Here is a 23,328-nt window from a genome sequence, read left to right on the forward strand (position 1 = left end):
ATTCGTCATTCCTTCGTCATTTGTTCGTTCATTGTTCGTTCATTGTTCGTCTTTTGTTCGTCTTTTGTTCGTCTTTTGTTCGTCTTTTGTTCGTCTTTTGTTCGTCTTTCCCTCATCTGCTCGTGTGGCTCGCACCGTCTTTTGTTCGTCATTCGTTCGTTCGTCTTTTTCCTATCTGCCTATGCGTCTCGCTCTATCTGCCTGTCGTGCTACGACCTCGCACCGTCTAAGAGATAAGTAAAAAATAAGATGAATTATAGTTATACTTCGTGTTCGCCTTTGATGTCTCTGTGCTCGTAATCGGCAATCATCAGTTTTTCGTAATCAGTCTTAGTACCTTTACCGAAACGTCTGCCAATATTGTCAAAAATAAGGTATACCAAAGGCACTACAATAAGTGTTAAGAACAATGAGGAAATAAGTCCACCTATAATTACAATCGCCAAACCATTGTTCACTTCGGCACCTGCTCCATTGGCAATAGCAAGCGGAATCATACCTGCTACCATTGCGATAGTCGTCATCAAGATAGGGCGTAAACGCGCGTGGTTTGCTTGTATTAATGCAGTTACAGTATCTTCCCCTTCTTGCTTGCGGTGGTTGGCAAAGTCTACTAACATAATCGCGTTCTTAGCAACCAACCCAATAAGCATAATGATACCTAAAAGAGTAAAGATATTGAGTGACATATTGGCTAATGCCAAAGCTACTAAAGCTCCAATGAACGAAAGCGGTATAGAGAACAATACCACAAAAGGTCGTGAAAAACTGTCGTATAATACTACCATTACCATATAAACTAGGAGAATAGCAGCAAATAGCGATATGAACAAGGTGCCAAATCCTTCGTCTTGCATCTCTTGGTCACCTGTAAACACGAAGTGTACGTTAGCAGGTTTTTCTAATTGGTCTATTTTAGTTTTCCATTCTGAAACTATAGTACCTGTAGGACGACCTACCGATTGAGCTTGTACTGTTACCGAAGGAGATTTGTCATAACGTTCCAGCTGTGTAGGTCCTGAAGCGTAGGCTATAGTCGCAAATTGTGATAGTTTTACTTGTTGTCCTGCCGAGTTGATAAACATCATATTTTCTATATCGTCTATAGACTGACGGCTACCTTCTTCAAACACTATATTAATATTGTATTCTGAATCTCCTGTGCGGAACTTACTGTCGTCATTACCATTAAAAGCGGTTCGCATCGTTCCCCCTACAGTAGCAATATTAAGTCCTAACATTGCCATCTTATCGCGGTCTATCTGCACATTTATTTCGGGATTACCAGATTCTGAGGAAAGCTTAATTTCAGTAGCACCTTCAACAGTTTTAAGAAGCTCAGCTGTTTTTTCAGCGTACTGTTGGGCTACTTCCACATTGTCAGAAGTAACAACCAAAGCAATTGGTGCTTGTTCAGCTCCCATCATCCCTACTGGTACCGTCTTCACTTTGGCATCTACCAAATACTGACTTAGTTCACGTTTCAGCTTTGCTGCAATTACGTTAGTCGATTCATTACGCTCTTTTTTATCAATAATAGTAAGCTGTATTTCCGATTTGTAAGGGGTTGCTTGTGAAGCTCCCATACCACTGGTAGACTGCCCTACAGTAGTAATCATACTCTCTACCAAAGGTTTATTAGTACCCTCTACTTTTAGGTTACGAAGGTAGTTTTCAGCTTTTTGGGTCATAAAGTTAGTCTGCTCTAAGGAAGCATCTTTATTCAATTCAAACTGTACTAAAAACTTTCCTCTATCCATATTAGGCATAAACTCAGATCCGATAAATCCAGTAGGAATCAATGAACAAGAACCTACAAAAAGGAAAAATACCAAAATAATAGTTTTCCATTTATTGGCAAATACCCATACCAATAAGTCAGAGAAGAACTGTGTAAAGCGTTTGAGGTATCCTTCAAAGCCTATGGTTAGTTTTCCTAAAAATGAATTGGGATTTGCGTGTTCTAATTTCCCAAACCGAGAGTACAACCAAGGAACTACTGTAAAAGACATCAATAATGAAAGCATTGTAGCAATAGCTACGGTCAAACAGAACTCACGTAATACTTTTACCACAATAGCATTACCTAATGAAATAGGGACGAATACTACCACAATTACTAAGGTAATTGCCATTACCGTAAGCACAATTTCCTTAGAGCCATCAAAAGCAGCTCGTACTTTGTTCTTACCCATCTCCATATGCCGGTGAATGTTTTCTAATACTACAATAGCATCGTCCACCAAGATACCTACCACCATCGAAAGAGCTACCAAGCTCATCAAGTTCAGTGTAAATCCAAAGAAATACATACCTATAAAAGTAGCAATGAGAGAAGTAGGTATAGATACCATTACAATAATAGCATTACGCAGACTGTGAAGGAAGAAGAACATCACTACTGCTACCAATACAATTGCCAATATCAAATCGGACATTACAGAGTTGGCTGCTTCTAAGGTAAACTCACTGGTATCTTCTGCCAATAACATTTTTACACCTTCATTTTTATAAGTCTGCTCTACTTGCGCCATCTTCTTGCGTACCAACTCACTCACCGATACAGCATTAGCATCGGTTTGTTTCAATACTTGTAGCAAGAGAGTATTTTCTTGGTCTATACGCGCTATTTTGGTAGCTTCTTCTTCGGTGTCTTGCACATCAGCTACATCCGAAAGTCGTATCTCTACTCCATTCTGTGAAGTAAGTATAAGGTTGCGCAACTGTTCTACATCTTGTAATTTACCAAGCAAACGTATAGAAGTGCTATTCTCACGAGTTTTAATTTTACCCGCAGGAATTTCCATATTCGAAGCCGCGATTAGCTGTTGTACTTGAGCTATAGAAAGACCATAACCTTCTAACTTCTTAGCATCAATGCTCACGCGTATTTCGCGTTTGCGACCACCTATTATATTTACTTGTGCTACTCCTGGAACACGTGATAACTCCGGCTGTATTTTTTTATCTACCAAGTCGTACAATTCTTGTGCCGATAGGTTAGAGGTAACCCCTATGGACACAATAGGTAAATCGGAAAGAGAGAATTTACTCAATGATGGTTCTTTAGCATCATCGGGCAAATCAGCTCTTATTGCATTAATTTTGCGCTGTGCCTCATTAAGGGTGTTATCTACATTCGCATCGTTAGTAAGTTGTACTACAACCACTGAAAGACTTTCATACGAATATGATTGTATCTTTTTGATATTTTCCAAAGCCGAAACGGCATCCTCAATTTTCTTTGTCACGGTGCTCTCAATCTCCGAAGGAGAGGCTCCTGCATACACAGTAGAGATAGTAACTACATTCACTTCAAACTTAGGAATGAGCTCGTAGTTCAATAACTTATACGAATAGAAGCCACCAAGTAGCAACAACAAGAGCATCACAATAAGCACACTGGGACGCTTAATAGAAAGTTTAATTAAATCCATCTGTTTGTTTGTTCTAAATCGGGGGCAAAGGTACGATAAAAAACTTAATAAACAAAAAAAGTTTCCATATTTCAGGAAACTTTTATTATAAGTAAGTATTTAAATAATTTATGAGACTTACTGTTTTGGAGGATATTTTTCTAATATTTTATTTACGAAATTATTGATAGCTTCTTCTTTCCGCTCCGTTGTTTGAGGTAGGTTACCTACACCTTTACCTTGCCAAATAAGTTCACGTTTACGAGCGTCTATAATTTCAATATAAAGAGAACCTTCTGTACTTCGAGCTACATTATAGGTTGCTCCTCCCCAAAAAGGTCCCCAGCCCATTCCCCAGCCCCAATAGTATGGAGAATTGTTATATACATCTACATTTTCTTGTTCACGTGTAAAGATATTTACTAAAACGTCTGGTTTTTCAGAAAGTGTCATCCCTTTAGACGTTAAATTACGCTCAATAGCTCGTAGAATACGTTTCTTATCTAAATCTGAGATAGGAACTTTATCAATACCTTCTTTAAAGAAAGCAAATGATTTGTATGCAGAAAAATCGGCCTGTTGGTCATAATCTGTAGCTACATATACACTAGCACAAGAACTAAGAACAACAGCCATAATTAGGAGTATAAAAACAGTTGTTTTTTTCATATCATAAGTTATTTAAAAGGTTTTGAAATCTTGTTTTATAAACACAAAATCTATACCGTTTTATATTTTTCTATCCATTAATTGTAGGGCAAAAGTTTTGAGATATTCTCGTTTATCATCACCTATAGTTATTTTCTCTAATGTCATAAGAGCTTTTTGAGTATAACTTTCTATCAGCTGGCGAACAGCTTTGTCTGCATTTGTTATCTGAAAAATCTCTCTTACTCTTGCTATTTTATTATCAACTTCATTTAAAGCATATGCTCTTAATAATTCTTCACGTTGTTTTTCATTGCTTAGTGCTAAAGATTTTAAATAGAGTATAGTTTTCTTATTCTCTATAATATCACCTCCTATTTTTTTACCAAATGAAGCATCTCCAAAAGTATCCAAATAATCATCTTGTAACTGAAAAGCTATTCCTAAATTTAAACCGAAATTGTACATATTTATTTGGTTTTCCTTAGTGGTTTCAGAGATAATACTACCCATTTGTAAGGCAGCTCCTATAAGAACTGAAGTTTTGTATGAAATCATTTGCATATATGTCTCAATACTTACCTCTTGTAGCTTTTCAAAATCCATATCCATTTGCTGTCCTTCACATACTTTAAGGGCTGTTTCACTTAATGTTTTTACTAATTCTTGAAATATTTCTGAAGGATAATCCTCTAATAATTTATAGGCAATGATAAGCATAGCATCTCCTGAAAGTATACCTACATTTGTATCCCATTTTTGATGTACAGTAGGTTTGCCACGCCTTAGAGAAGCATTATCCATAATATCGTCGTGGATAAGTGAAAAGTTGTGAAAAACCTCTATGGCAGTAGCTGCATTAAGTCCTTTGTGATAGTCTTTACCAAAAATATCGGTTGCAATAAGGGTAAGTATAGGGCGAATACGCTTTCCCCCTAAGTTAAGAATGTACTGAATGGGTTCATAGAGGTGAATAGGCTCTTTGGGAGTAAAAATTTTTTCTATATGCTGTAAAAAAGCTGTTTTATACTCTTCAATGGGAAGCATAATAATTTATTATTAGTTTAGAAAGTTAATACTTGTCTGTTTTTTATCCTTTTCTTAAAAGCTCTATTGCGTGATTACGAGCTGATTCACCACTATTTTTTCCTTCAAGCATTTCTGAGAGTTCTGAAATGCGTTCTTGTTCGGTGAGCATTTTAAGATGGGTAGTTGTCTTACCTGTTATATCTTCTTTAAATACTTTAAAATGATAAGCACCTTTAGCAGCTATTTGCGGTAAATGGGTAATAGCAAAAACCTGTCTGTTTTTGCTCATTTGTTTCATTATATCACCCATTTTTTGAGAGATTTCCCCTGATACTCCTGTGTCAATTTCGTCGAACATAATAGTAGGGAGCGCTGTATGTGCTGCCATTATAGCTTTTACAGCTAACATTATACGCGACAGTTCTCCTCCTGAAGCTACTTTCTTTAATGGTCCAAAATCTCCTCCTTTATTGGCAGAAAATAAAAATGAGAGCTCATCATTTCCGTTGTTAAAGAAATGTGAGGTAGATGTTAGCTTGATATCAAAACGCCCATTTGGCATTCCTAATTCGTGCATAAAGCTCTCTAATTGTTTAGTGAGAGTAGGAACTACTTTTTCACGAGTTTTGTGTAACTCAGTTGCTTTTTTAGAAGTTTCTGCTTGATGTTTTGCAACTAACTCTTGTTGTTCTTTAAGGTCGAAATCTGCGCTTTCAGTTTTAGAAACAGCCTTCTCTAAACGTTCTTGAATACTCATCAACTCTTCAACGGTTGTTACTTTGTGCTTTTGTTGAAGTGAGTAGATTTTATTGAGTTGCTTAGATATTTCCTCTAAATTTTCTGGGTCTGTTTCTATGTTTTCATCAATGTCTGCTACATCTCTACTCAAATCTTCTAAATCTAAGAAAGCTGAGTCAATGCGTTCATATAATTCGCGGTATTGCTGTTTGTATTCTGTAAGATTTGAAAAAGAGCGACGCAGTTCACGCAAATTATTCAAAATACCTATGTTCTCATCGTTGAGTAAATATAAACTTTCAGTTACACTTTCTTTTATCTCTTCAATGTTAGAGGCTTCTTCATAGCTTTCTTCCAATTCCTCCAAAATGTCTTCTCCTAAAGTAACCGATTTCAGTTCTTTGAGTTGGTGCAGATTGTAATCGTATTCTTTATTAGCTGTCTGTTGGAAATCTATGAGCTCTTGTAGTTTTTTTTGTTCGTTTTTAAGTAGTGCTAAAAGGCGTTGGTATTCCTCTAATAAAGATTTATTTTCAGCCATTGCATCTATAATTTCAAACTGAAAAGCTGTGTCACTTAAAGAAAGAGTTTGGTGCTGAGAATGAATATCTACGAGTACTTCACCTAAACGTGAAAGCACGTCTAATGTTACAGGAGAATCATTCACGAAAGCTCGAGATTTTCCCGAAGGAAGAATTTCACGACGTATAATAGTTTGAGTGTCATAATCTATTTCCAGCTCATTGAAGAGAGATTGAAATTCATAATTTTGCAAAGAAAATTCGGCTTCAATTACACATTTTTCATCTTTATTCCTCAAAGCAGACATATCGGCACGTTTCCCCAATACTAAGGAAAGAGCGTCAAGCATTATAGATTTTCCTGAACCTGTTTCGCCTGTGATAATAATAAAGCCTTTAGGAAAGTCAACTTTTAGGTCATCAATTAATGCATAATTTTTTATAGATAGAGTGTTGAGCATATTCCTTATTTTATTTCATTCCACTTAGTTACTTGGGTGGGAGCTAATTTCATTAAGGCTTCTTTTAGCATTTTGGTATTAAAAATCATTCCACCTGAGTAGATAGAGGCAATTTCATCAGTTTTTGCATTAAAAAACAATATCATTGCATAGGAGCTCAACCGTAGGCTTGGTATTTTTTCAAGTAAAATAATAGCATTTTGGATAGCTTCTTTTCCGCCTTTCTCATCGGTGCTCATTATATCTAAACCCAAACGATGGTATTGGTATAAAGCTTTGTGATAATCAGTGTAATTTTCTGAAATGAGCTCATTTATTAACAAGAATCGGTTGTTTTTACCATTATCAGCCCAACCTGTATAACTACTGTTTTGTGCTATATTAGCAATTTGTTGTGCCTTTAAGAAATAAGGTCTCCCTGCATTTTCAGCAAACGTATCAGCATCGAACCCTAATAGCAAATAGGCATAGTAAGCTATTACCGACGTGAGGTTCGACTCAAAGGCATTTTCATTGAAGGTAAGAGGGGCAAACTCTTGATAGTCAAAAGCTACTTCTTTATCTTGCAAGTTAAATACAGGAGATTGATAAGCTGAATTGTATACAGGACGAGAAGATTGCACCAAAAGACTTGCTTCATAGTGCGAATTTTCAAACTTATTAATCACCAGAGTAAAACTACAACGGATACGTTCGTTTTCGCGCACTTTCAAATCTGTCCAACGGATTTGATTGATAAATTCTTGCAAAGATTTTTCTAAGGTCTTAAAGACTGAGCGATTACTTAAATTTACCTGTTGTGTATTGACCGTTACCACGGCATTCAACTCTTGTGAGAAAGAAAATGAGCTGGCAATTAGGGCTAAAAAGAGTGTTATTTTTCTCATAATGATATGTGTCATATAATTATTTCCTATCTTCCCATTCTAATTAATACGGTATCTCTTCCGTAATTTCAAGACCGTAGCCCGACATTCCTACGTAATTAGACGCATTTTTAGAGTTGGTAAGCAATCGAAGTTTCCTAATACCTAAATCGTTGAGTATTTGAGCTCCCATCCCAATATCTTTGGTATCTTTACCTACTTGAGGAAGAGGGTGCCCTGTTTGGTGTTCTTTGATTTCGGTAATGTGCTGTAACAACGTTTTCGAATAACCTTCTTTATTAATTACTATCACAGCTCCTTTGCCTTCCTCATTAATTTTTCTGAAAATGCGTTCAAGAGGGTTGTCCTTATCTCCTGCTATAACTTCCAGAATATCATTGCTGATAAACGATGAATGAACGCGCGTAAGCACAGGTTCATCTGCTTTCCAAGTGCCTTGTGTAAAGGCTAAGTGTATTTGCTTGTTAGTAGTTTGTTCATAAGCGCGCAAGCGGAATTCTCCATAAGGGGTTTGCAACAAGAAATCTTCTTTCTTTATTACAAGTGTATCTTTGCGCATACGATAAGCAATAAGGTCTTCAATAGAAATGATTTTAAGGTCGAATTTCTTAGCTATTTCCACCAACTGAGGTAATCGTGCCATCGTACCATCTTCATTTAAGATTTCTACTAAAATACCCGCAGGTTTTAGTCCCGCAATACGAGTGAGGTCAATAGTTGCTTCTGTGTGTCCTGTACGGCGAAGCACTCCGCCTTCTTTAGCGCGTAAAGGGAATATATGTCCAGGACGCCCCAAGTCGAAAGGAGTGGTCTTTGGGTCTACCAATGCTTGAATAGTTTTAGCTCGGTCGAAAGCTGAAATACCGGTAGTACAACCCTGACCTTTTAAATCTACTGAAACAGTAAACTGAGTTTCGTGTAGTACGGTGTTATTTTGCACCATCATCGGAAGGTCAAGCTCAGCACAGCGTTTTTCAGTAAGAGGAGCACAGACTAACCCGCGACCGTTGGTAATCATAAAATTAATCATCTCAGGAGTTACCTTTTCAGCAGCAGCAATAAAATCGCCTTCATTTTCGCGGTTTTCATCATCTACTACAATAACGACTTTTCCTTTTTTTATGTCTTCAACAGCTTCTTCAATGCTGTTTAGTTTAATATTGTTCATCTTTATCAATTGATTTTATACAAAATGAACACGAGTGTATCACTCGTGTTAAAATTATAAATAGTTATTAATCTTCGTTCAACTTAAAAATTAACTGTAATACGAGCGATTTTGGCACTTTCCTCAATATCTCCTTCTGAGATATTATCGGTAAGGTCAAAAGCTGTTTTAAGAGCCGATTTATCAAAAGTAAAGTAGTAATTCTTTCCTTTTGGAGTAACCATTACGCTACTGATAGAGGGCTCAATTTCTAAATCGGGATATTTTTTCTTTACGTCTTTAAAAGTACTCTGTAACGAAATCCCTTTTTCGGTAGCGTATTTATCGCACAATATCAATACACTTTCCACTATTTTATCCCCCTTATCATTGGTAGTGGGAGTAATTTCAAGAAGCTCTTTACCTTCTTTGTCTAAAATAGTAATGCGTTCAGCACTTGCATAACGCAACTCTCCTTCCATAGTCGAGTTTACTATGGAGTCCTTAGCAAAGATAGAATCTAACTTTTGTATGGGAGTGTCTTTTTGGAGGACTCCTACACTGTTATTAGTGATGAGGAACTCATTCTTTTTATTGTTACACGCCACAATAGTTAAAAGAACAGTAATGATGATAAAGTATTTTTTCATTATTTCTTGATGATTTTATTTAATATTCCTAAAACTCCTCTTACGAACGACGCACTTGTAACCATTTTTATCAAAGGATTAGTACCCGAACGCTTAGTAGTAGTTTTTTGTGTAGTGGGCTTAGGAGCAGAAGCTTTTTCGGCTTCCTTAGCTTCTTTTTGCTTCTCTTCCTCTTTCCGCACGTCCTCTATTTTCTTATTTAAGATTTCATAAGCGCTTTCACGGTCGATAACTTCGTTGTATTTGCGCACTAACTCCGAACGCCCTACCAACGCTTCAATTTCACTATCACTAAGGATATCCATTCTACTCATCGGTGCGCGCATCATTGTGTCTACCAATGGAGTAGGTATTCCTTTTTCGTTCAGTACTGTTACCAGTGCTTCTCCTGTTCCTAAGGAAGTAAGCGTATCGGTAGTGTCGTAAAATTCTGATGAAGGATAGTTCTCTGCAATTAGCTTAATGGCTTTACGGTCTTTAGCGGTGAAAGCACGCAGAGCGTGTTGTACCTTCATACCCAGCTGAGAGAGTATCGCATCGGGGATATCGGTAGGGTTTTGAGTACAGAAAATAAGTCCCACACCTTTTGAACGTATGAGCTTTACAATGTTCTCTAATTGGTTGAGAAGCGTTTTGGAAGCCTCATTGAAAATAAGGTGCGCTTCGTCGATAAAGATAACCAACTTAGGTTTCGACATATCGCCTTCTTCGGGGAAAGTAGTGTAAATTTCAGCCAAAAGACTCAACATAAAGGTCGAGAACATCTTAGGGCGGTCTTGAATGTCCGTAAGGCGAATGATGTTTACATAACCTTCGCCCTGTGCATTGGTTCTCATTAAGTCAGCTGGTTCAAAACTGCGCTCGCCGAAGAAAAGCTCAGCACCTTGATGCTCTAATTCCACAATTTTACGCAAGATAGCACTTGTTGAGGACTTAGAAACCGCTCCGTACTCTTTTTCGAAGTCGGTCTTTCCTTCATCAGTGGCATATTGAAGTATCTTCTTTAAATCTTTTAGGTCTAACAAGGGTAGTGCGTGGTCATCGCAGTATTTGAAAACCACTGCCAAAACGCCTTCTTGTACATCGCTTAGGTCTAAGATGCGTGAAAGTAACACAGAGCCAAATTCTGATACAGTAGCACGCATACGCACACCCTTTTGCTCCGAAATGGTCAGTAGTTCGGTGGGGAATGCCTGTGGTTGAAAGTCTAAGCCTATCTTACCTAAACGTTCTAAGATAAAAGGCTTTACTTCACCAGATTCAGCAATACCACTGAGGTCGCCTTTCAAGTCCATTAACAATATAGGAACACCTTTTTTAGAAAGGTTTTCGGCGATAACTTGCAGAGTTTTAGTTTTACCTGTACCCGTAGCTCCTGCGATAAGCCCGTGGCGGTTAAGTGTTTTTAAAGGTAAATTTACCAATACGTTTTCAATAGGTTGCCCTTCGTAGATAGCCCCTCCTAAGGTAATGTAATCACCTTTAAACGAGTATCCAGCGAGCATTGTTTCTTTAAAAGAATCTATTTTAGCCATTTGTTATTAGTTTTAAGCTGTTAGTAGTGTTTTACTTATTCGATAGGTAGTTGGTATTTTCAAGGCACAAAGGTAGAAAAAAAAGTTGAAAACCCAAAATTTATTAGGTAACAAATTTATTTTTAGTGTAATAAAAGGGTTTGTTAATAACCTTATGAGACTTACAGACTAAGAGCAAACAACGGTCTTTCCTTTCGTTTTACGTCGCTTTATTTCCCTCAAAACTACGGTTTTTCATTAACTCTTAACTCCTCATTTTTAATCATTTACATAGCTATTCTATACCAATCGTCCAAGATTCGTATAAGCTTCCTATAAGCTTCCTATAAGCTAAACATACCCTCCTAATAATCTTTTTTCACCAAAATCTCCTTCAATCATCTTCCGAACCTCTCCGTTATCTTCCGTTTCTTCGTGACCCTACTACTAAGCCATCAATCTCCATTTGCTAATTTACTAATTTTTCACATTTGCTAATTCATTTTTTTTACATACCTTTGCACTTGTAAGTAGACCGTAAGTTATGCAAATACCTAACACTTTTAACCTTAAAGTTCAAGCTGAAAAATATATTCCTATCCATAGCGAGAAGGAACTCATCAGTGCGTTACAAGAGTATCACAATCCATTTGTTTTAGGGGGAGGAAGCAATATGCTTCTCACTAAAAATATTACGCAACCTGTGTTTCACATTTTGCTTAAAGGCATTAGCACTGTAAAAGAAACTGATGAATACATATGGCTTAAAGCACAAGCAGGAGAGAATTGGCACCAATTTGTGCGTTATACTTTACAACAGGGCTATGGCGGACTTGAAAATCTTTCACTGATCTACGGCAATGTAGGTACTACTCCTGTACAGAATATAGGGGCTTATGGGGTGGAAATAAAAGATGTGATGGAGAGTTGTGAGACTATTGAGGTTCATACACTGCAAAAACGCATATTTACAAATGCAGAATGTGCTTTTGCTTATCGAGAATCTATTTTTAAGGGGAAAGAGAAGGGCAATTATATCATTACTTCGGTTACTTTTAAACTTACTAAAAAGAACCACCAATTACACACGCAATACGGAGCTATTCAGCAAGTCCTTTCAGAGCGAGGAATTACCAAACCTACCCCCAAAGAGTTGTCCGATGCGATTATTACCATTCGCGAAAGTAAATTGCCTAACCCTAATGTTTTGGGTAATTGTGGCAGTTTCTTTAAAAATCCAATTATTCTAAAAACTGATTACGAAAAACTACAACAGCAATATCCTGGAATTCCTTGTTATCCAGTGAATGAAACCGAAGTGAAAGTACCAGCAGGTTGGCTTATAGACCGCTCAGGACTCAAAGGTTATCGGAAAGGAGATGCAGGAGTGCACAAGCATCAAGCATTGGTATTGGTGAATTATGGTGAAGCTACGGGTGAGGAAATTTTAGCGGTAGCTAATTATGTAAAAGCTCAAGTACAAGAAAAGTTTGGTATTGCCTTGGAGTTTGAAGTGAATATATTTTAATGGATATACTCTATTTACATACAACTCAATCCAACTCTTGATTCGCATTATTTCAATATCTTTATCTAAAAAAATAATTATTGATGAAAAAAGAATATCATAAAGAAAAATTACAAACTATTGTACTTTCTAATAAGGGAGGTATGGAAGTAACCGTACTTAATTTTGGTGGTGTGATTAGCTCTATTAAAGTGCCTGTAAAGGGGAAAAAAGTAGAGTGTGTATTGGGATTCGACACGTTTGAAGAGTACGTAAGTGAGGCTTACCGCAAAGAGTATCCGTATCTTGGTGCGATTATAGGGCGTAATGCAGGGCGTATAAAGTACGGAAAAGTTATTATCGATGGCAAGGAAATACAATTGAACTGCAATTTGGGAGAAAATCAAATACACGGAGGCTCAGTAGGCTTTGATAGTGTCTTTTGGGACGTAGTGGCAGTAAATAGGGGAGAAGATAATTCTTCAGTAACCTTACAATATGTTTCTAAAGATGGTGAAGAGGGTTACCCAGGTGAGGTAACGGTGCGTGTAACCTATACGCTTACTTCCGATAACCGTTTGCGCATTGATTATCACGGCACCACCGATGCACCTACTATTTTAAATCTCACTCAGCATACGTATTTTAACCTCAATGAAAGCAATACCGATGTGCTTAACAATACCTTACAAATAAAAGCCGATAAGTACGTACCGCTAGAAGAAGGATTCTTTACCCCTACAGGTGAACGCCCTCCTGTGGCTGGCACACGTTTGGATTACCGAAAAGGGCAAAAGGTATATGCTCATACTGATAATTCGTTTGTACGTGAGATTGCCCCTGAGGAAGTAATGGCTACACTTACTAACGGAGAAGGTTCATTGGCAATGGAAGTGCGTACCAATCACCCTGTGTTACATATCTATGCAGGATATTATTTACCTGAGTTGCAACCACCTCATCGCAAAACTGTAGGGCAAAACAGAGGGATTTGTTTTGAAGCACAAGGTTATGCCGATGCTACTAAACATCCACAGTTCGATAATGTAGTGTTAAGACCTAAAGAAGAATACAATTTCTTTACTGAATTTAAGTTTATACACCTTTCGTAGAAGGAATATAAGATAGATAGAAGCATAAAAAAAAGAGTCTGATATACAGACTCTTTTTTATGCTATCACCATTTAAAATCTAGCTTTTTTGTTCTTTATTGAAGTACACCAAATAGTAATACATTTGTTTTTCTTCGTCCCAACCTTTCTCAATAAACTTATCAGCTGATTCTGGATTGATAAAGTCCATACGTATTTGGATATTAGTGTCTAAATCAATCACATTTTTAATTTTTTTGCGCACATCCGATACAGCCTTATTAACAATCGGAAAGGTTGATACATCTTCTATTTGGTACTTAGGTCCTTTCTCTACTTTGTAGTGCTTAAACTCTGGTATCAATTCAGGATTTTCAAACACTTCATTCATAAACGAGGTTTCTTCAAAATCATCATTCTTAGCGAAGTAATTAATCGCACGGTTCATAAACAAAACCTCTTCTTTTTTATCTTCAGCAGGCAAGATTACATCTTTGGCAAAGTCTTGGCTGAATTTTAAGTACTTTTTAGTATAGAAATTATCGTCTATTAACGCATCGACATTTAGAAAGTTCTCCAACCAATACTTAGTATCGTAACGATTGCTATCGATGGAAAGTATTTTGTATCCGTCCTCTTTATTCACATTAAAGATAATACAACCTTTATCCAATCGGTGAATGTTCACTCCCTCTTGAATAATCATCTCCAACTGGTTAGCCTGTTCCTCAAACTGCAAAAAGCTGTTCCTCATCTCCGATTTGAAGATACCTACTGCTTTTACCTTTTCATTATCTAAATAACTATCGTGAAGAAGCGCTACATACACCTCTCCGCTTTTGATATGTGGGTGATTAGACTGATTGTACAAGTGTTGCGCAATCTTCTTAGATTGCTCGTGAATAGAGCTCTCGTTCTCAAAAATAGGAGTTACCAGCTGGTAAAGTTCATTGAACTCAACATCGGTATCGTGTACTAAGTGAAAGTAGTTTTCTTCTTTTTCACGGAAAGGTTTAAAGAAGTATTCTTTCAGTAACCCTATAATCTCATCGTTTAGTGCATAAGGTTTTTCTGAAAGGAATAGAGGTTCTCCTTTGCTTAGATTACCTACCCTGTGAATAGAAAGTGTTTCAATGTTTGTTGTATATAAATTTAGCATAGTTACTTGTTATCTGTTACTATTACGTAATTAGTAGTATTCTTCTTCACTGAAACTTCCATAATCGTCTTCGTCGAGGTCAAAATCGTTAAATTCATCTTCAAACTCATCAAAATCATCAGCTACAAATGATTTTTCGGGAGCTTCAGCAGGAATAGAACCGTGAGCGTATATCAAAGCAGGATAAGAGGCGCCTGTTTCTTCTTCATCAATCTCTACTAATTCTACGAAGAATGTCCACATCGACATAAAGTCGTATACGTACAACAGTTTAGGCTCTTCTTCACTTACTACCGATTCGATGGTTGTCTCTTCCATCAAGCGCATTTCTCCGCTTTCTGATACATCAAAAAGGGTGATTTCCTCTCCCTGATTCCAATCCTCATCGGTAAGATAGAAAGAAGCCATTTCGTCACCAGCAAAGCCAAATGATTGGTTGATTACATTGTGTAAATCTTCCAAAGTAGCTTCTCCTTGAATGATAATATCTCTAAAAACGTCTTCTTTAACGTCGAGTATCACTCTGAATTTGTATACCATTTTTAGTTTTTAGTTATTTTAGTTGTTAGTAAAAAACTTTGTCAAAGGTCGTAGCACGACAGGCTGTTAGAGACTTTGACAAAGTTTGTATATTCTTATTTTCTATACTTATTTAGCTATATCTGTAATTTCAATATCGAAAATAAGGTCGCTATTAGGTGGAATCACATCGCCAGCACCTCTTTCGCCATATCCTAAAGCAGCAGGAATAAATACGCGTATTTTATCACCTACTTTCATTGTAAGCAAAGCATCTCTGAAGCCTGGTATAAGTTGTGCAGAAGTGTTGTAAGGCATAGGGAAGGCTTGGTATCCTCCTTGTTGTTCACGTAATGAGTTGTATTTACCATAAGCCTCTTCAATTTCTTTTACGTTAGAATCGAAAAGGGTTCCGTTTTTCAAATAACCTGCGTAGTTTACCATTACTTGATGTGTGTGATTAGGTTGTTTGCCTTTGCCATCAATTAACTTAAAGATTTTTACTCCTGAAGGAAGTGCTTTAGCTTGTGGTTCCTGTACTTTTACTTCTTCTAAGAACTTAGCTGCAGCGGCTTTCGTCTTAGCCTCTCTTTCTCGTTCTCTCTTGTTAATTTCTTTGAAGTAATCTTCAAAAACTTTTACAGCATTGAAACTTTTAGCATCTTTACCATTGGCAATAATAGTAATCTTATTGATTTTGATATCCTTTTCAGGCTTGTCATTCATTACTGTTTTAGTATTAGCAATAGCATCTATTACTTCTAAACCTTTCACCGTTTCGCCGAATACTGTGTGGCGACCATCTAAATGAGGAGTAGGCACTTGGGTAATAAAAAACTGACTGCCATTGGTAGCTGGTCCTGCGTTTGCCATTGACAAGATTCCTTTTTTATCGTGTTTTAAAGTGGGCACTATCTCATCTTCAAATCGATAACCGGGTTCTCCCATTCCAGTGCCGGTAGGGTCACCTCCTTGTATCATAAAATCCTTGATTACTCGGTGGAAAATTGTTCCGTTGTAAAATGGTTTACCTTTGTATTCAGCTTTTACAAAAGTGTTTTTACCTTCTGCCAAAGTAACAAAGTTGGCTACTGTTACAGGAGTTTCTTTGTAGTTTAGTTTTACAATAATATTTCCTTGAGTAGTTTCAATATCCGCAAATAAGCCATCGCCTAAATCTTTATAGGCTTTCTTTTGCGAATTGCAACTGAAAAATACAAACATTGCAGAAAGCAATGCGATAAAATTGAGTCGTCTCATATATAAAATTAATTAAAATTTCTACTTATTCAGGTCGTGGTTCTATTTTCTCTTTGTTCTTTTCAATTTTAAAAACCTCTATCTTGGCAATAATAGGCTGGTTGAAAGTTATTTTATCTTTATCACCACGATAACCATAGGCTACGCTCGAGGGGAAAAAGAAAACACCACTTTCTTTCTCTTTTAGCAATTTTAGTGCTGAACGCAACCCTTGGAATACCTCTTCTTTATCTACATTATACTTATAATCACCATCAGGTTTCTCTTGGTAGAGTTCGTTACCCCGCAAATCCGAAAGACTGTAATCATAGGTTACGATATCGCCAAACTGTGCTGTGTAGTCAGTATTAGGATTTTGGTTTAGGTAATAGAATTTAAAACCGTGTTGTGAATCTATAAAGGTGTGGAGCGTATCTTTTTTGATAATAGAATCAATAAGAGCTTCTTCTGAAGCTAATAGCGCTTTGTTTTTCTTAGCCGATTCCTTTAAAAAGGTACTTGTTTTCTTGGTTACAGGGTGGCGTGCTTGTCGGTCGGCACAGCTTATGAAAACTATGCCAGCAACCATTATTATTGCTATTTTTTTGAGTATATTCATTGTATTTTAAATATTCTTGTGAATAAAATCTGGCAAAACTTGTTTAAAATAAGTTACTGCTTCTTCCATTGTACCGTCAAATCTACCTCCTGCAGCATTGATGTGCCCTCCGCCATTGAAATATTTGCGTGCAAACAGATTTACATCGTTATTATCTTTGGAACGCAACGACATTTTTATAAAATCACCTTCTTGAATGAAGATTACTGCCAGCTTGGTGTTCTTAATGGTAAGCCCATAATTTACGAAACCGTCAGTATCTCCTTTTTGGCAGTCGTATTGTTGTAGTTCTTCCGAACTAAGCGTTGTGTAAGCCGTGTCGTACTCTTTTAAATACGTCATATTTTTCAGAACTACACTCAGTAATTGCAATTTGTTAAATGAATTATTATCAAACACATTACTGTTAATCTGACTGTTTTTAGCTCCTTTTTCGATAAGAAAAGCAGCTATTTTTAGCGTATTGCTAGTAGTGGTGGGATATTTAAAATTTCCCGTATCGGTCATTATTCCTGTGTACAAACAAGTAGCTATTTCTCTATCTATTTGGTTTTTATCGCCCATTGCATCAATAAACGAATATACCATTGCGCAGGTAGAGCTGGCATTGGGGTTAGAGAAAGTTACTTTGGCATAAGCCTCAGGCGCTTGATGATGGTCAATCATCACAAATGTAGCTGCCGAGCTTTCTAATAAAGGTGTGAGCCCATCAGCGCGTTTAAGTGAATTGAAATCAAGCGTAAAGATGAGCGTAGAGTTTTCTATTTGTTTTTTTGCCTTTTCAGGAGCATTGTCATAGATGAGAATCTCATCGGCTGAGGGTAACCATTTTAAATAATCAGGAAAATCATTGGGCGACACCACCGTTACATCTTGGTGCAATTGCTTTAAATACAAGTATAATCCCAAGCAACTCCCTATGGCATCTCCATCAGGGCTTTTGTGAGGAATGATACTTATTTTCAGCTGTTTTTTAAGTAGTAGCTTAACGTTTTCTATATCATATATATTCATAGGGTGCGAAAGTACGACATTAATTTGTTCTTAATGTTTTCATATCTGAAAAATTTTAAAATTGAAAAAGAAATGATTAATTTGCAGGACAAAGGTAGTAATTAATTTTTAATGACAAAAAAATAATTTTGTTTTTTAATGAATATTCGTTGATAATGAACTCTTAGCGATAATAAGTAATTATCAATTGATAACAACTAGTTCCGCTGGCGTAACAAATAATTATCAATTGATGATAAAAAGAAAACAGAGTAGGGGATAGGATTATTGTAGAATTACAAAAATATTACACGAAAAACTATTGTATAGTATTCTTTCTGCAAAAGCTATATAAAGAGCCCCACCTAATTATTTATTAGATGGGGCTGTTATTATTTGCCTACGGAGGCTCTCCGCTATTTTACTTCTTCGAAATCTACGTCTTGAACGTTGTCTGTATTGACGTCTTGTGCCCCACCAGTGTTAGGTTGCTCTTGTGCGGTAGAGCTACCACCTCCCTGTTGGGCTTTGTAGATGTCCTCAGAGGCTTGTTGCCAAGCAGTATTGATTTTGCCCAAAGCAGTTTCAATAGAGCTGAGGTCTTTGCTATCGTAAGCTGTTTTAAGTTCGCTAAGAGCAGTCTCGATAGTGCCTTTCTTGTCGGCTGGGATTTTATCGCCAAACTCTTTGAGTTGTTTTTCAGTTTGGAATATCATCGCATCAGCTTCGTTGAGTTTATCTACTTTTTCTTTGGCTTTCTTATCAGCTTCGGCATTGGCTTCGGCTTCGCGTTTCATCTTCTCGATATCTTCTTTTGAAAGTCCAGAAGATGCTTCTATACGGATATTGTGAGACTTACCTGTACCTTTATCAGTTGCCGATACGTTGATGATACCGTTAGCATCGATATCGAAGGTAACCTCAATTTGTGGTACGCCACGTGGAGCAGGAGGAATGTCATCTAAGTGGAAACGACCGATAGTCTTGTTGTCGTTTGCCATAGGTCTTTCACCTTGCAATACGTGAATTTCCACACTCGGCTGATTGTCGGCAGCAGTTGAGAACACTTGCGATTTTTTAGTAGGGATAGTGGTATTGGCTTCTATCAGTTTAGTCATCACACCTCCCATAGTTTCGATACCCAAAGAAAGAGGAGTAACGTCCAAAAGCAATACATCTTTCACATCACCAGTAAGTACGCCCCCTTGAATAGCGGCTCCAATAGCTACTACCTCATCAGGGTTTACGCTCTTATTAGGTTTTTTACCAAAGAATTTTTCAACGGCTTCTTGTACGGCAGGAATACGAGTAGAACCACCTACTAAGATTACTTCGTTGATATCATTTACGCTGAGACCTGCATTTTCTAACGCTTTTTTGCAAGGTTCAATTGTGCGTTTTACTAGGTCGTCGATGAGTTGTTCAAATTTAGCACGGCTGAGCTTGCGCACCAAGTGTTTAGGACCTGAAGCTGTAGCAGTGATATAAGGCAAATTGATTTCGGTTTCAGTAGTTGAAGAAAGTTCAATCTTAGCCTTTTCAGCAGCTTCTTTAAGACGTTGCAATGCCATAGGGTCTTTACGAAGGTCGATTTGTTCTTCTTTTTCAAACTCTTCAGCAAGCCAGTTGATGATTTTTTCATCTACATCATCACCTCCTAAGTGGGTATCACCATCAGTAGCGAGTACTTCAAACACGCCGTCGCCAAGTTCCAAGATAGACACATCGTGAGTACCACCACCAAAGTCGAATACAACAATCTTATGGTCGCTATGGTCTTTATCCAAGCCATAAGCCAATGCAGCGGCAGTAGGTTCGTTGATGATACGTTCTACTTTTAAGCCTGCGATTTCACCTGCTTCTTTAGTAGCTTGACGTTGAGCGTCGTTAAAGTAAGCTGGTACAGTAATTACCGCGCTTGTTACGGGTTGTCCTAAGAAGTCTTCTGCAGTTTTCTTCATCTTTTGAAGAATCATAGCTGAGATTTCTTGTGGAGTATACAAACGTCCGTCTATATCCACACGAGGAGTATCGTTGTCGCCACGTACTACTTTATAAGGTACACGAGCGATTTCTTTTTCCAATTCAGAAAACTTGTTCCCCATAAAACGCTTGATAGAATATACCGTGTTTTTAGGGTTGGTAACTGCCTGACGTTTAGCAGCGTCACCTACTTTTATTTCGCCACCTTCGGTAAAAGCTACCACTGAAGGGGTTGTGCGTTTACCTTCGGCATTGGTAATCACCACGGGGTCATTACCTTCCATTACAGAAACACAAGAGTTTGTGGTTCCTAAGTCAATACCTATAATCTTACTCATATTAATATTATCGTTTTTTTTAAGTTCAACATTATTTTTGTAAGCCTTACGCTTACATAGCTAGTAGCAGTCAATGATTGTGCCAAAGGGCTAAAAACTGACAAATTGTCATTTTTAGTCATTAGTTGTTAGCAAGCGACTAACAACTAATTTCTATTTTTTATCTTCTGATGTTTGATTTCTAAATACCAATTGGTTATCAAAAGCATCTAATAAGATGACAGCATCGCGTTGTACTGTGCCACTCAAAATTTCTTTAGAAAGCTTGTTAAGCACTTCTTTCTGAATGATACGTTTCACTGGACGAGCACCAAACTGAGGGTCAAAACCTTTTTGTGCTAAGTAATCAATAGCCTCATCGGTGGCATCGAGCAAGATGCCTTCTTTGGCAACCATACGGAACACTGATTGCAATTGCAAACGCACAATACTACGGATATCCTTGGCGTTGAGCGGTGTGAACATTATAATGTCGTCTATACGGTTCAAAAACTCAGGGCGTACAGTTTGTTTGAGGAGTTGTAACACCTCGTCACGTGACTCGTCGATAGCGCGCTCGGTATCCTTAGGATACTTCTCAAAAGTTTCTTGAATGATATGGCTACCCATATTGGAGGTCATAATGATAATCGTATTCTTAAAGTCGGCGGTACGACCTTTGTTGTCAGTAAGCCTACCTTCGTCGAGTACTTGCAACAAGATGTTGAAAGTATCGGGGTGAGCTTTTTCGATTTCGTCTAAAAGTATTACGGAATACGGACGGCGACGCACAGCTTCAGTAAGCTGACCACCTTCGTCATAACCCACATATCCTGGAGGCGCACCTACTAATCGGCTAACAGCGTGTTTCTCTTGATATTCACTCATATCTATACGCGTCATTGCATTTTCATCGTCGAATAGATACTCGGCTAAAGCTTTGGCAAGTTCGGTTTTACCTACCCCCGTAGTTCCTAAGAAAAGAAAAGAACCTATAGGACGACGTGGGTCTTGCAAACCAGCACGACTACGACGTATGGCATCAGAAACTGCCTCGATGGCTTCTTCTTGACCTACTACACGACGATGCAATTCTTTTTCTAAGTTTAAGAGTTTTTCGCGTTCGCCTTGTAACATTTTAGCTACAGGTATACCTGTCCATTTTGCGACTACTTCAGCGATGTCTTCGGCGGTTACTTCTTCTTTTACAAGAGCATTTTCGTGTGATTTGCTGTCTAAATTCTTTTGCAATTCCACTAACTTGTCTTCCGCTTCTTTGATTTTTCCATAACGCAATTCGGCTACTTTACCGTAGTCGCCTTCACGTTCAGCTCTATCGGCTTCCAAACGGTATTTCTCAATAGCTTCCTTAGTGGTTTGCACTTCATCAATTACGCTTTTTTCACTCTGCCATTTAGCATTGATAGCGTTACGTTCTTCTTTAAGATTTGCCAAATCTACATATAGCATTTTGAGCTTATCTTCGTCTTTCTCACGTTTGATAGCCTCAATTTCTATTTCGAGTTGCATTATCTTACGGTCGAGTACGTCTAACTCTTCGGGTTTAGAATTGATTTCCATACGGAGCTTGGCAGCTGCCTCGTCCATTAGGTCTATTGCTTTATCGGGTAAGAAACGATTAGTAATATAGCGTTCAGAAAGCTCTACTGCCGCGATAATCGCCTCGTCTTTGATACGCACTTTGTGGTGAGTTTCGTATTTTTCTTTGATACCCCGAAGGATAGAAATTGCACTTTCGGTATCTGGTTCGTCTACCATTACCTTTTGAAAACGACGTTCCAGAGCTTTGTCTTTCTCAAAGTACTTTTGGTACTCATCGAGAGTAGTGGCACCAATGGCACGGAGTTCACCACGTGCTAAGGCTGGTTTTAAAATATTAGCAGCGTCCATAGCACCTTCGCCTCCTCCTGCTCCCACAAGGGTGTGGATTTCATCTATAAACAGAATGATATTGCCATCGGAGGTAGTTACTTCTTTCACTACCGATTTGAGTCGTTCTTCAAACTCACCTTTGTACTTCGCACCTGCGATAAGGGCACCCATATCCAAAGAGTAAATTACCTTGTCTTTTAGGTTTTCAGGTACGTCACCTTTCACAATACGGTGCGCTAAGCCTTCGGCTATAGCCGTTTTACCTACCCCAGGTTCACCCACCAACATAGGGTTGTTCTTAGTACGGCGTGAAAGAATTTGCAATACACGACGTATTTCCTCATCACGACCAATCACAGGGTCGAGTTTCCCGCTATCGGCTAACTGATTGAGGTTTTTGGCGTATTTGTTGAGCGAATTATAAGTATCTTCAGCTGAAGCCGAAGTTACGCGTTCGCCTTTGCGCAATTCTTGAATAGCTTTCTCCAACTCTTTTTCACTTACGCCTTGGTTTTTGAGGGCTTGGGCGATTTTACTGTTTGATTTGAAAATAGCCAATATAAGGTGTTCTAAGGATACATATTCGTCGTTCCATTTTTTAGCGATGTTAGCAGCTTCGTTGAGCATAGTGTTTGCTTCGCGTGAGAGCCCCATATCGCCACCGCTGACTTTGGCAAAGCCTTGCAAAGCAGTTTCTAACTGCTTATTTAATTGCTCGCGGTTGATATTCAATTTTTTGAATAGGAAAGGCAATACGTTCTCATCTACCTGCTCAATAGCTTTGAAGAAATGTTCGTTTTGCAATTCCTGGTGCCCATACTGTTGGGCTATTTGCTGAGCGGTTTGTACCGCTTCTTGTGCTTTGATAGTAAAGTTATTAAAATTCATATATTTTCAATTTAGTGTGTTCAACATTTTATGATTTGTTCACTCCCAATAGGGCAAGAGTTGTGCCAACAGCTTTTAACTGACAAAAAGACAGTTTTTTAAAAGGATT

The 23,328-nt window shown here is 37.8% G+C and carries 18 protein-coding genes; 2 read left to right on the forward strand and 16 right to left on the reverse strand.

What is annotated here, in order from left to right; all coding sequences use genetic code 11:
- Positions 1–5 precede the first annotated feature (5 nt).
- The 9 genes from HMPREF1321_RS11805 to HMPREF1321_RS01465 all read right to left on the reverse strand — a co-directional run bounded on the left by HMPREF1321_RS11805 (position 6) and on the right by HMPREF1321_RS01465 (position 11,032).
- Positions 6–152 (reverse strand): hypothetical protein, encoded by a 147-nt coding sequence (locus HMPREF1321_RS11805; RefSeq protein ID WP_157461760.1) that lies wholly within the window; start codon positions 150–152, stop codon positions 6–8.
- A gap of 108 nt (positions 153–260) precedes the next feature.
- A complete protein-coding gene (locus HMPREF1321_RS01430; RefSeq protein ID WP_009421052.1) occupies positions 261–3,437 on the reverse strand; it encodes an efflux RND transporter permease subunit in 3,177 nt (1,058 codons plus the stop codon).
- A gap of 117 nt (positions 3,438–3,554) precedes the next feature.
- Positions 3,555–4,085 carry a DUF4136 domain-containing protein gene (locus HMPREF1321_RS01435; RefSeq protein ID WP_009421044.1) on the reverse strand — a complete coding sequence of 177 codons (531 nt, stop codon included), beginning with the start codon at positions 4,083–4,085 and terminating at the stop codon, positions 3,555–3,557.
- A 60-nt stretch (positions 4,086–4,145) separates the two neighbouring features.
- Positions 4,146–5,111, reverse strand: a complete 966-nt coding sequence (locus tag HMPREF1321_RS01440; protein WP_009421053.1) for a polyprenyl synthetase family protein — start codon at positions 5,109–5,111, stop codon at positions 4,146–4,148.
- A 43-nt stretch (positions 5,112–5,154) separates the two neighbouring features.
- On the reverse strand, positions 5,155–6,813 hold the full coding sequence (gene recN, locus HMPREF1321_RS01445) for a DNA repair protein RecN (protein ID WP_009421049.1): 1,659 nt from the start codon (positions 6,811–6,813) through the stop codon (positions 5,155–5,157).
- Between the two features lie 5 nt (positions 6,814–6,818).
- Positions 6,819–7,715, reverse strand: coding sequence for a DUF4835 family protein (locus tag HMPREF1321_RS01450; RefSeq protein WP_009421057.1), 897 nt, complete (start codon positions 7,713–7,715; stop codon positions 6,819–6,821).
- Positions 7,716–7,743: 28 nt separating this feature from the next.
- The gene (gene ribB / locus HMPREF1321_RS01455; protein ID WP_034575452.1) at positions 7,744–8,868 is read right to left on the reverse strand and encodes a 3,4-dihydroxy-2-butanone-4-phosphate synthase; all 1,125 of its coding nucleotides are present in this window, start codon (positions 8,866–8,868) and stop codon (positions 7,744–7,746) included.
- An 83-nt stretch (positions 8,869–8,951) separates the two neighbouring features.
- The gene (locus HMPREF1321_RS01460) at positions 8,952–9,497 is read right to left on the reverse strand and encodes a hypothetical protein (RefSeq protein WP_009411807.1); all 546 of its coding nucleotides are present in this window, start codon (positions 9,495–9,497) and stop codon (positions 8,952–8,954) included.
- Entirely contained in the window at positions 9,497–11,032 is a 1,536-nt protein-coding gene (locus HMPREF1321_RS01465; protein ID WP_009421043.1) for a helicase HerA-like domain-containing protein, read from the reverse strand. The genes HMPREF1321_RS01460 and HMPREF1321_RS01465 overlap by 1 nt, the downstream gene beginning before the upstream one ends.
- A gap of 523 nt (positions 11,033–11,555) precedes the next feature.
- Here HMPREF1321_RS01465 and murB point away from each other — a divergent pair.
- Both murB and HMPREF1321_RS01475 read left to right on the forward strand, forming a co-directional pair.
- Positions 11,556–12,539 (forward strand): UDP-N-acetylmuramate dehydrogenase, encoded by a 984-nt coding sequence (gene murB / locus HMPREF1321_RS01470; RefSeq protein ID WP_009421042.1) that lies wholly within the window; start codon positions 11,556–11,558, stop codon positions 12,537–12,539.
- 83 nt (positions 12,540–12,622) lie between these two features.
- Positions 12,623–13,630, forward strand: a complete 1,008-nt coding sequence (locus HMPREF1321_RS01475) for an aldose epimerase family protein (RefSeq protein WP_009421059.1) — start codon at positions 12,623–12,625, stop codon at positions 13,628–13,630.
- A 79-nt stretch (positions 13,631–13,709) separates the two neighbouring features.
- Here the strand turns inward: HMPREF1321_RS01475 and HMPREF1321_RS01480 are convergent, their stop codons facing one another.
- The 7 genes from HMPREF1321_RS01480 to clpB form a co-directional block, all read right to left on the reverse strand.
- Positions 13,710–14,768 carry a nucleoid-associated protein gene (locus HMPREF1321_RS01480; protein ID WP_009411811.1) on the reverse strand — a complete coding sequence of 353 codons (1,059 nt, stop codon included), beginning with the start codon at positions 14,766–14,768 and terminating at the stop codon, positions 13,710–13,712.
- A gap of 30 nt (positions 14,769–14,798) precedes the next feature.
- Positions 14,799–15,308 carry an IS1096 element passenger TnpR family protein gene (locus HMPREF1321_RS01485; protein ID WP_009418287.1) on the reverse strand — a complete coding sequence of 170 codons (510 nt, stop codon included), beginning with the start codon at positions 15,306–15,308 and terminating at the stop codon, positions 14,799–14,801.
- A gap of 108 nt (positions 15,309–15,416) precedes the next feature.
- Complete coding sequence (locus HMPREF1321_RS01490) at positions 15,417–16,547, reverse strand: peptidylprolyl isomerase (RefSeq protein WP_009421050.1); 1,131 nt, start codon at positions 16,545–16,547, stop codon at positions 15,417–15,419.
- Between the two features lie 25 nt (positions 16,548–16,572).
- Positions 16,573–17,145 carry a gliding motility-associated peptidyl-prolyl isomerase GldI gene (gene gldI, locus HMPREF1321_RS01495; RefSeq protein ID WP_009421051.1) on the reverse strand — a complete coding sequence of 191 codons (573 nt, stop codon included), beginning with the start codon at positions 17,143–17,145 and terminating at the stop codon, positions 16,573–16,575.
- Between the two features lie 6 nt (positions 17,146–17,151).
- Positions 17,152–18,159, reverse strand: a complete 1,008-nt coding sequence (locus tag HMPREF1321_RS01500) for a DHH family phosphoesterase (protein WP_009421054.1) — start codon at positions 18,157–18,159, stop codon at positions 17,152–17,154.
- Positions 18,160–18,554: 395 nt separating this feature from the next.
- Positions 18,555–20,459, reverse strand: a complete 1,905-nt coding sequence (gene dnaK / locus HMPREF1321_RS01505; RefSeq protein ID WP_034575453.1) for a molecular chaperone DnaK — start codon at positions 20,457–20,459, stop codon at positions 18,555–18,557.
- A gap of 153 nt (positions 20,460–20,612) precedes the next feature.
- Positions 20,613–23,219 carry an ATP-dependent chaperone ClpB gene (gene clpB, locus HMPREF1321_RS01510; RefSeq protein ID WP_009421046.1) on the reverse strand — a complete coding sequence of 869 codons (2,607 nt, stop codon included), beginning with the start codon at positions 23,217–23,219 and terminating at the stop codon, positions 20,613–20,615.
- Between the last annotated feature and the right edge of the window lie 109 nt (positions 23,220–23,328).

This window comes from Capnocytophaga sp. oral taxon 412 str. F0487 (assembly GCF_000271925.1).
GTDB classification, from domain to species: domain Bacteria; phylum Bacteroidota; class Bacteroidia; order Flavobacteriales; family Flavobacteriaceae; genus Capnocytophaga; species Capnocytophaga ochracea.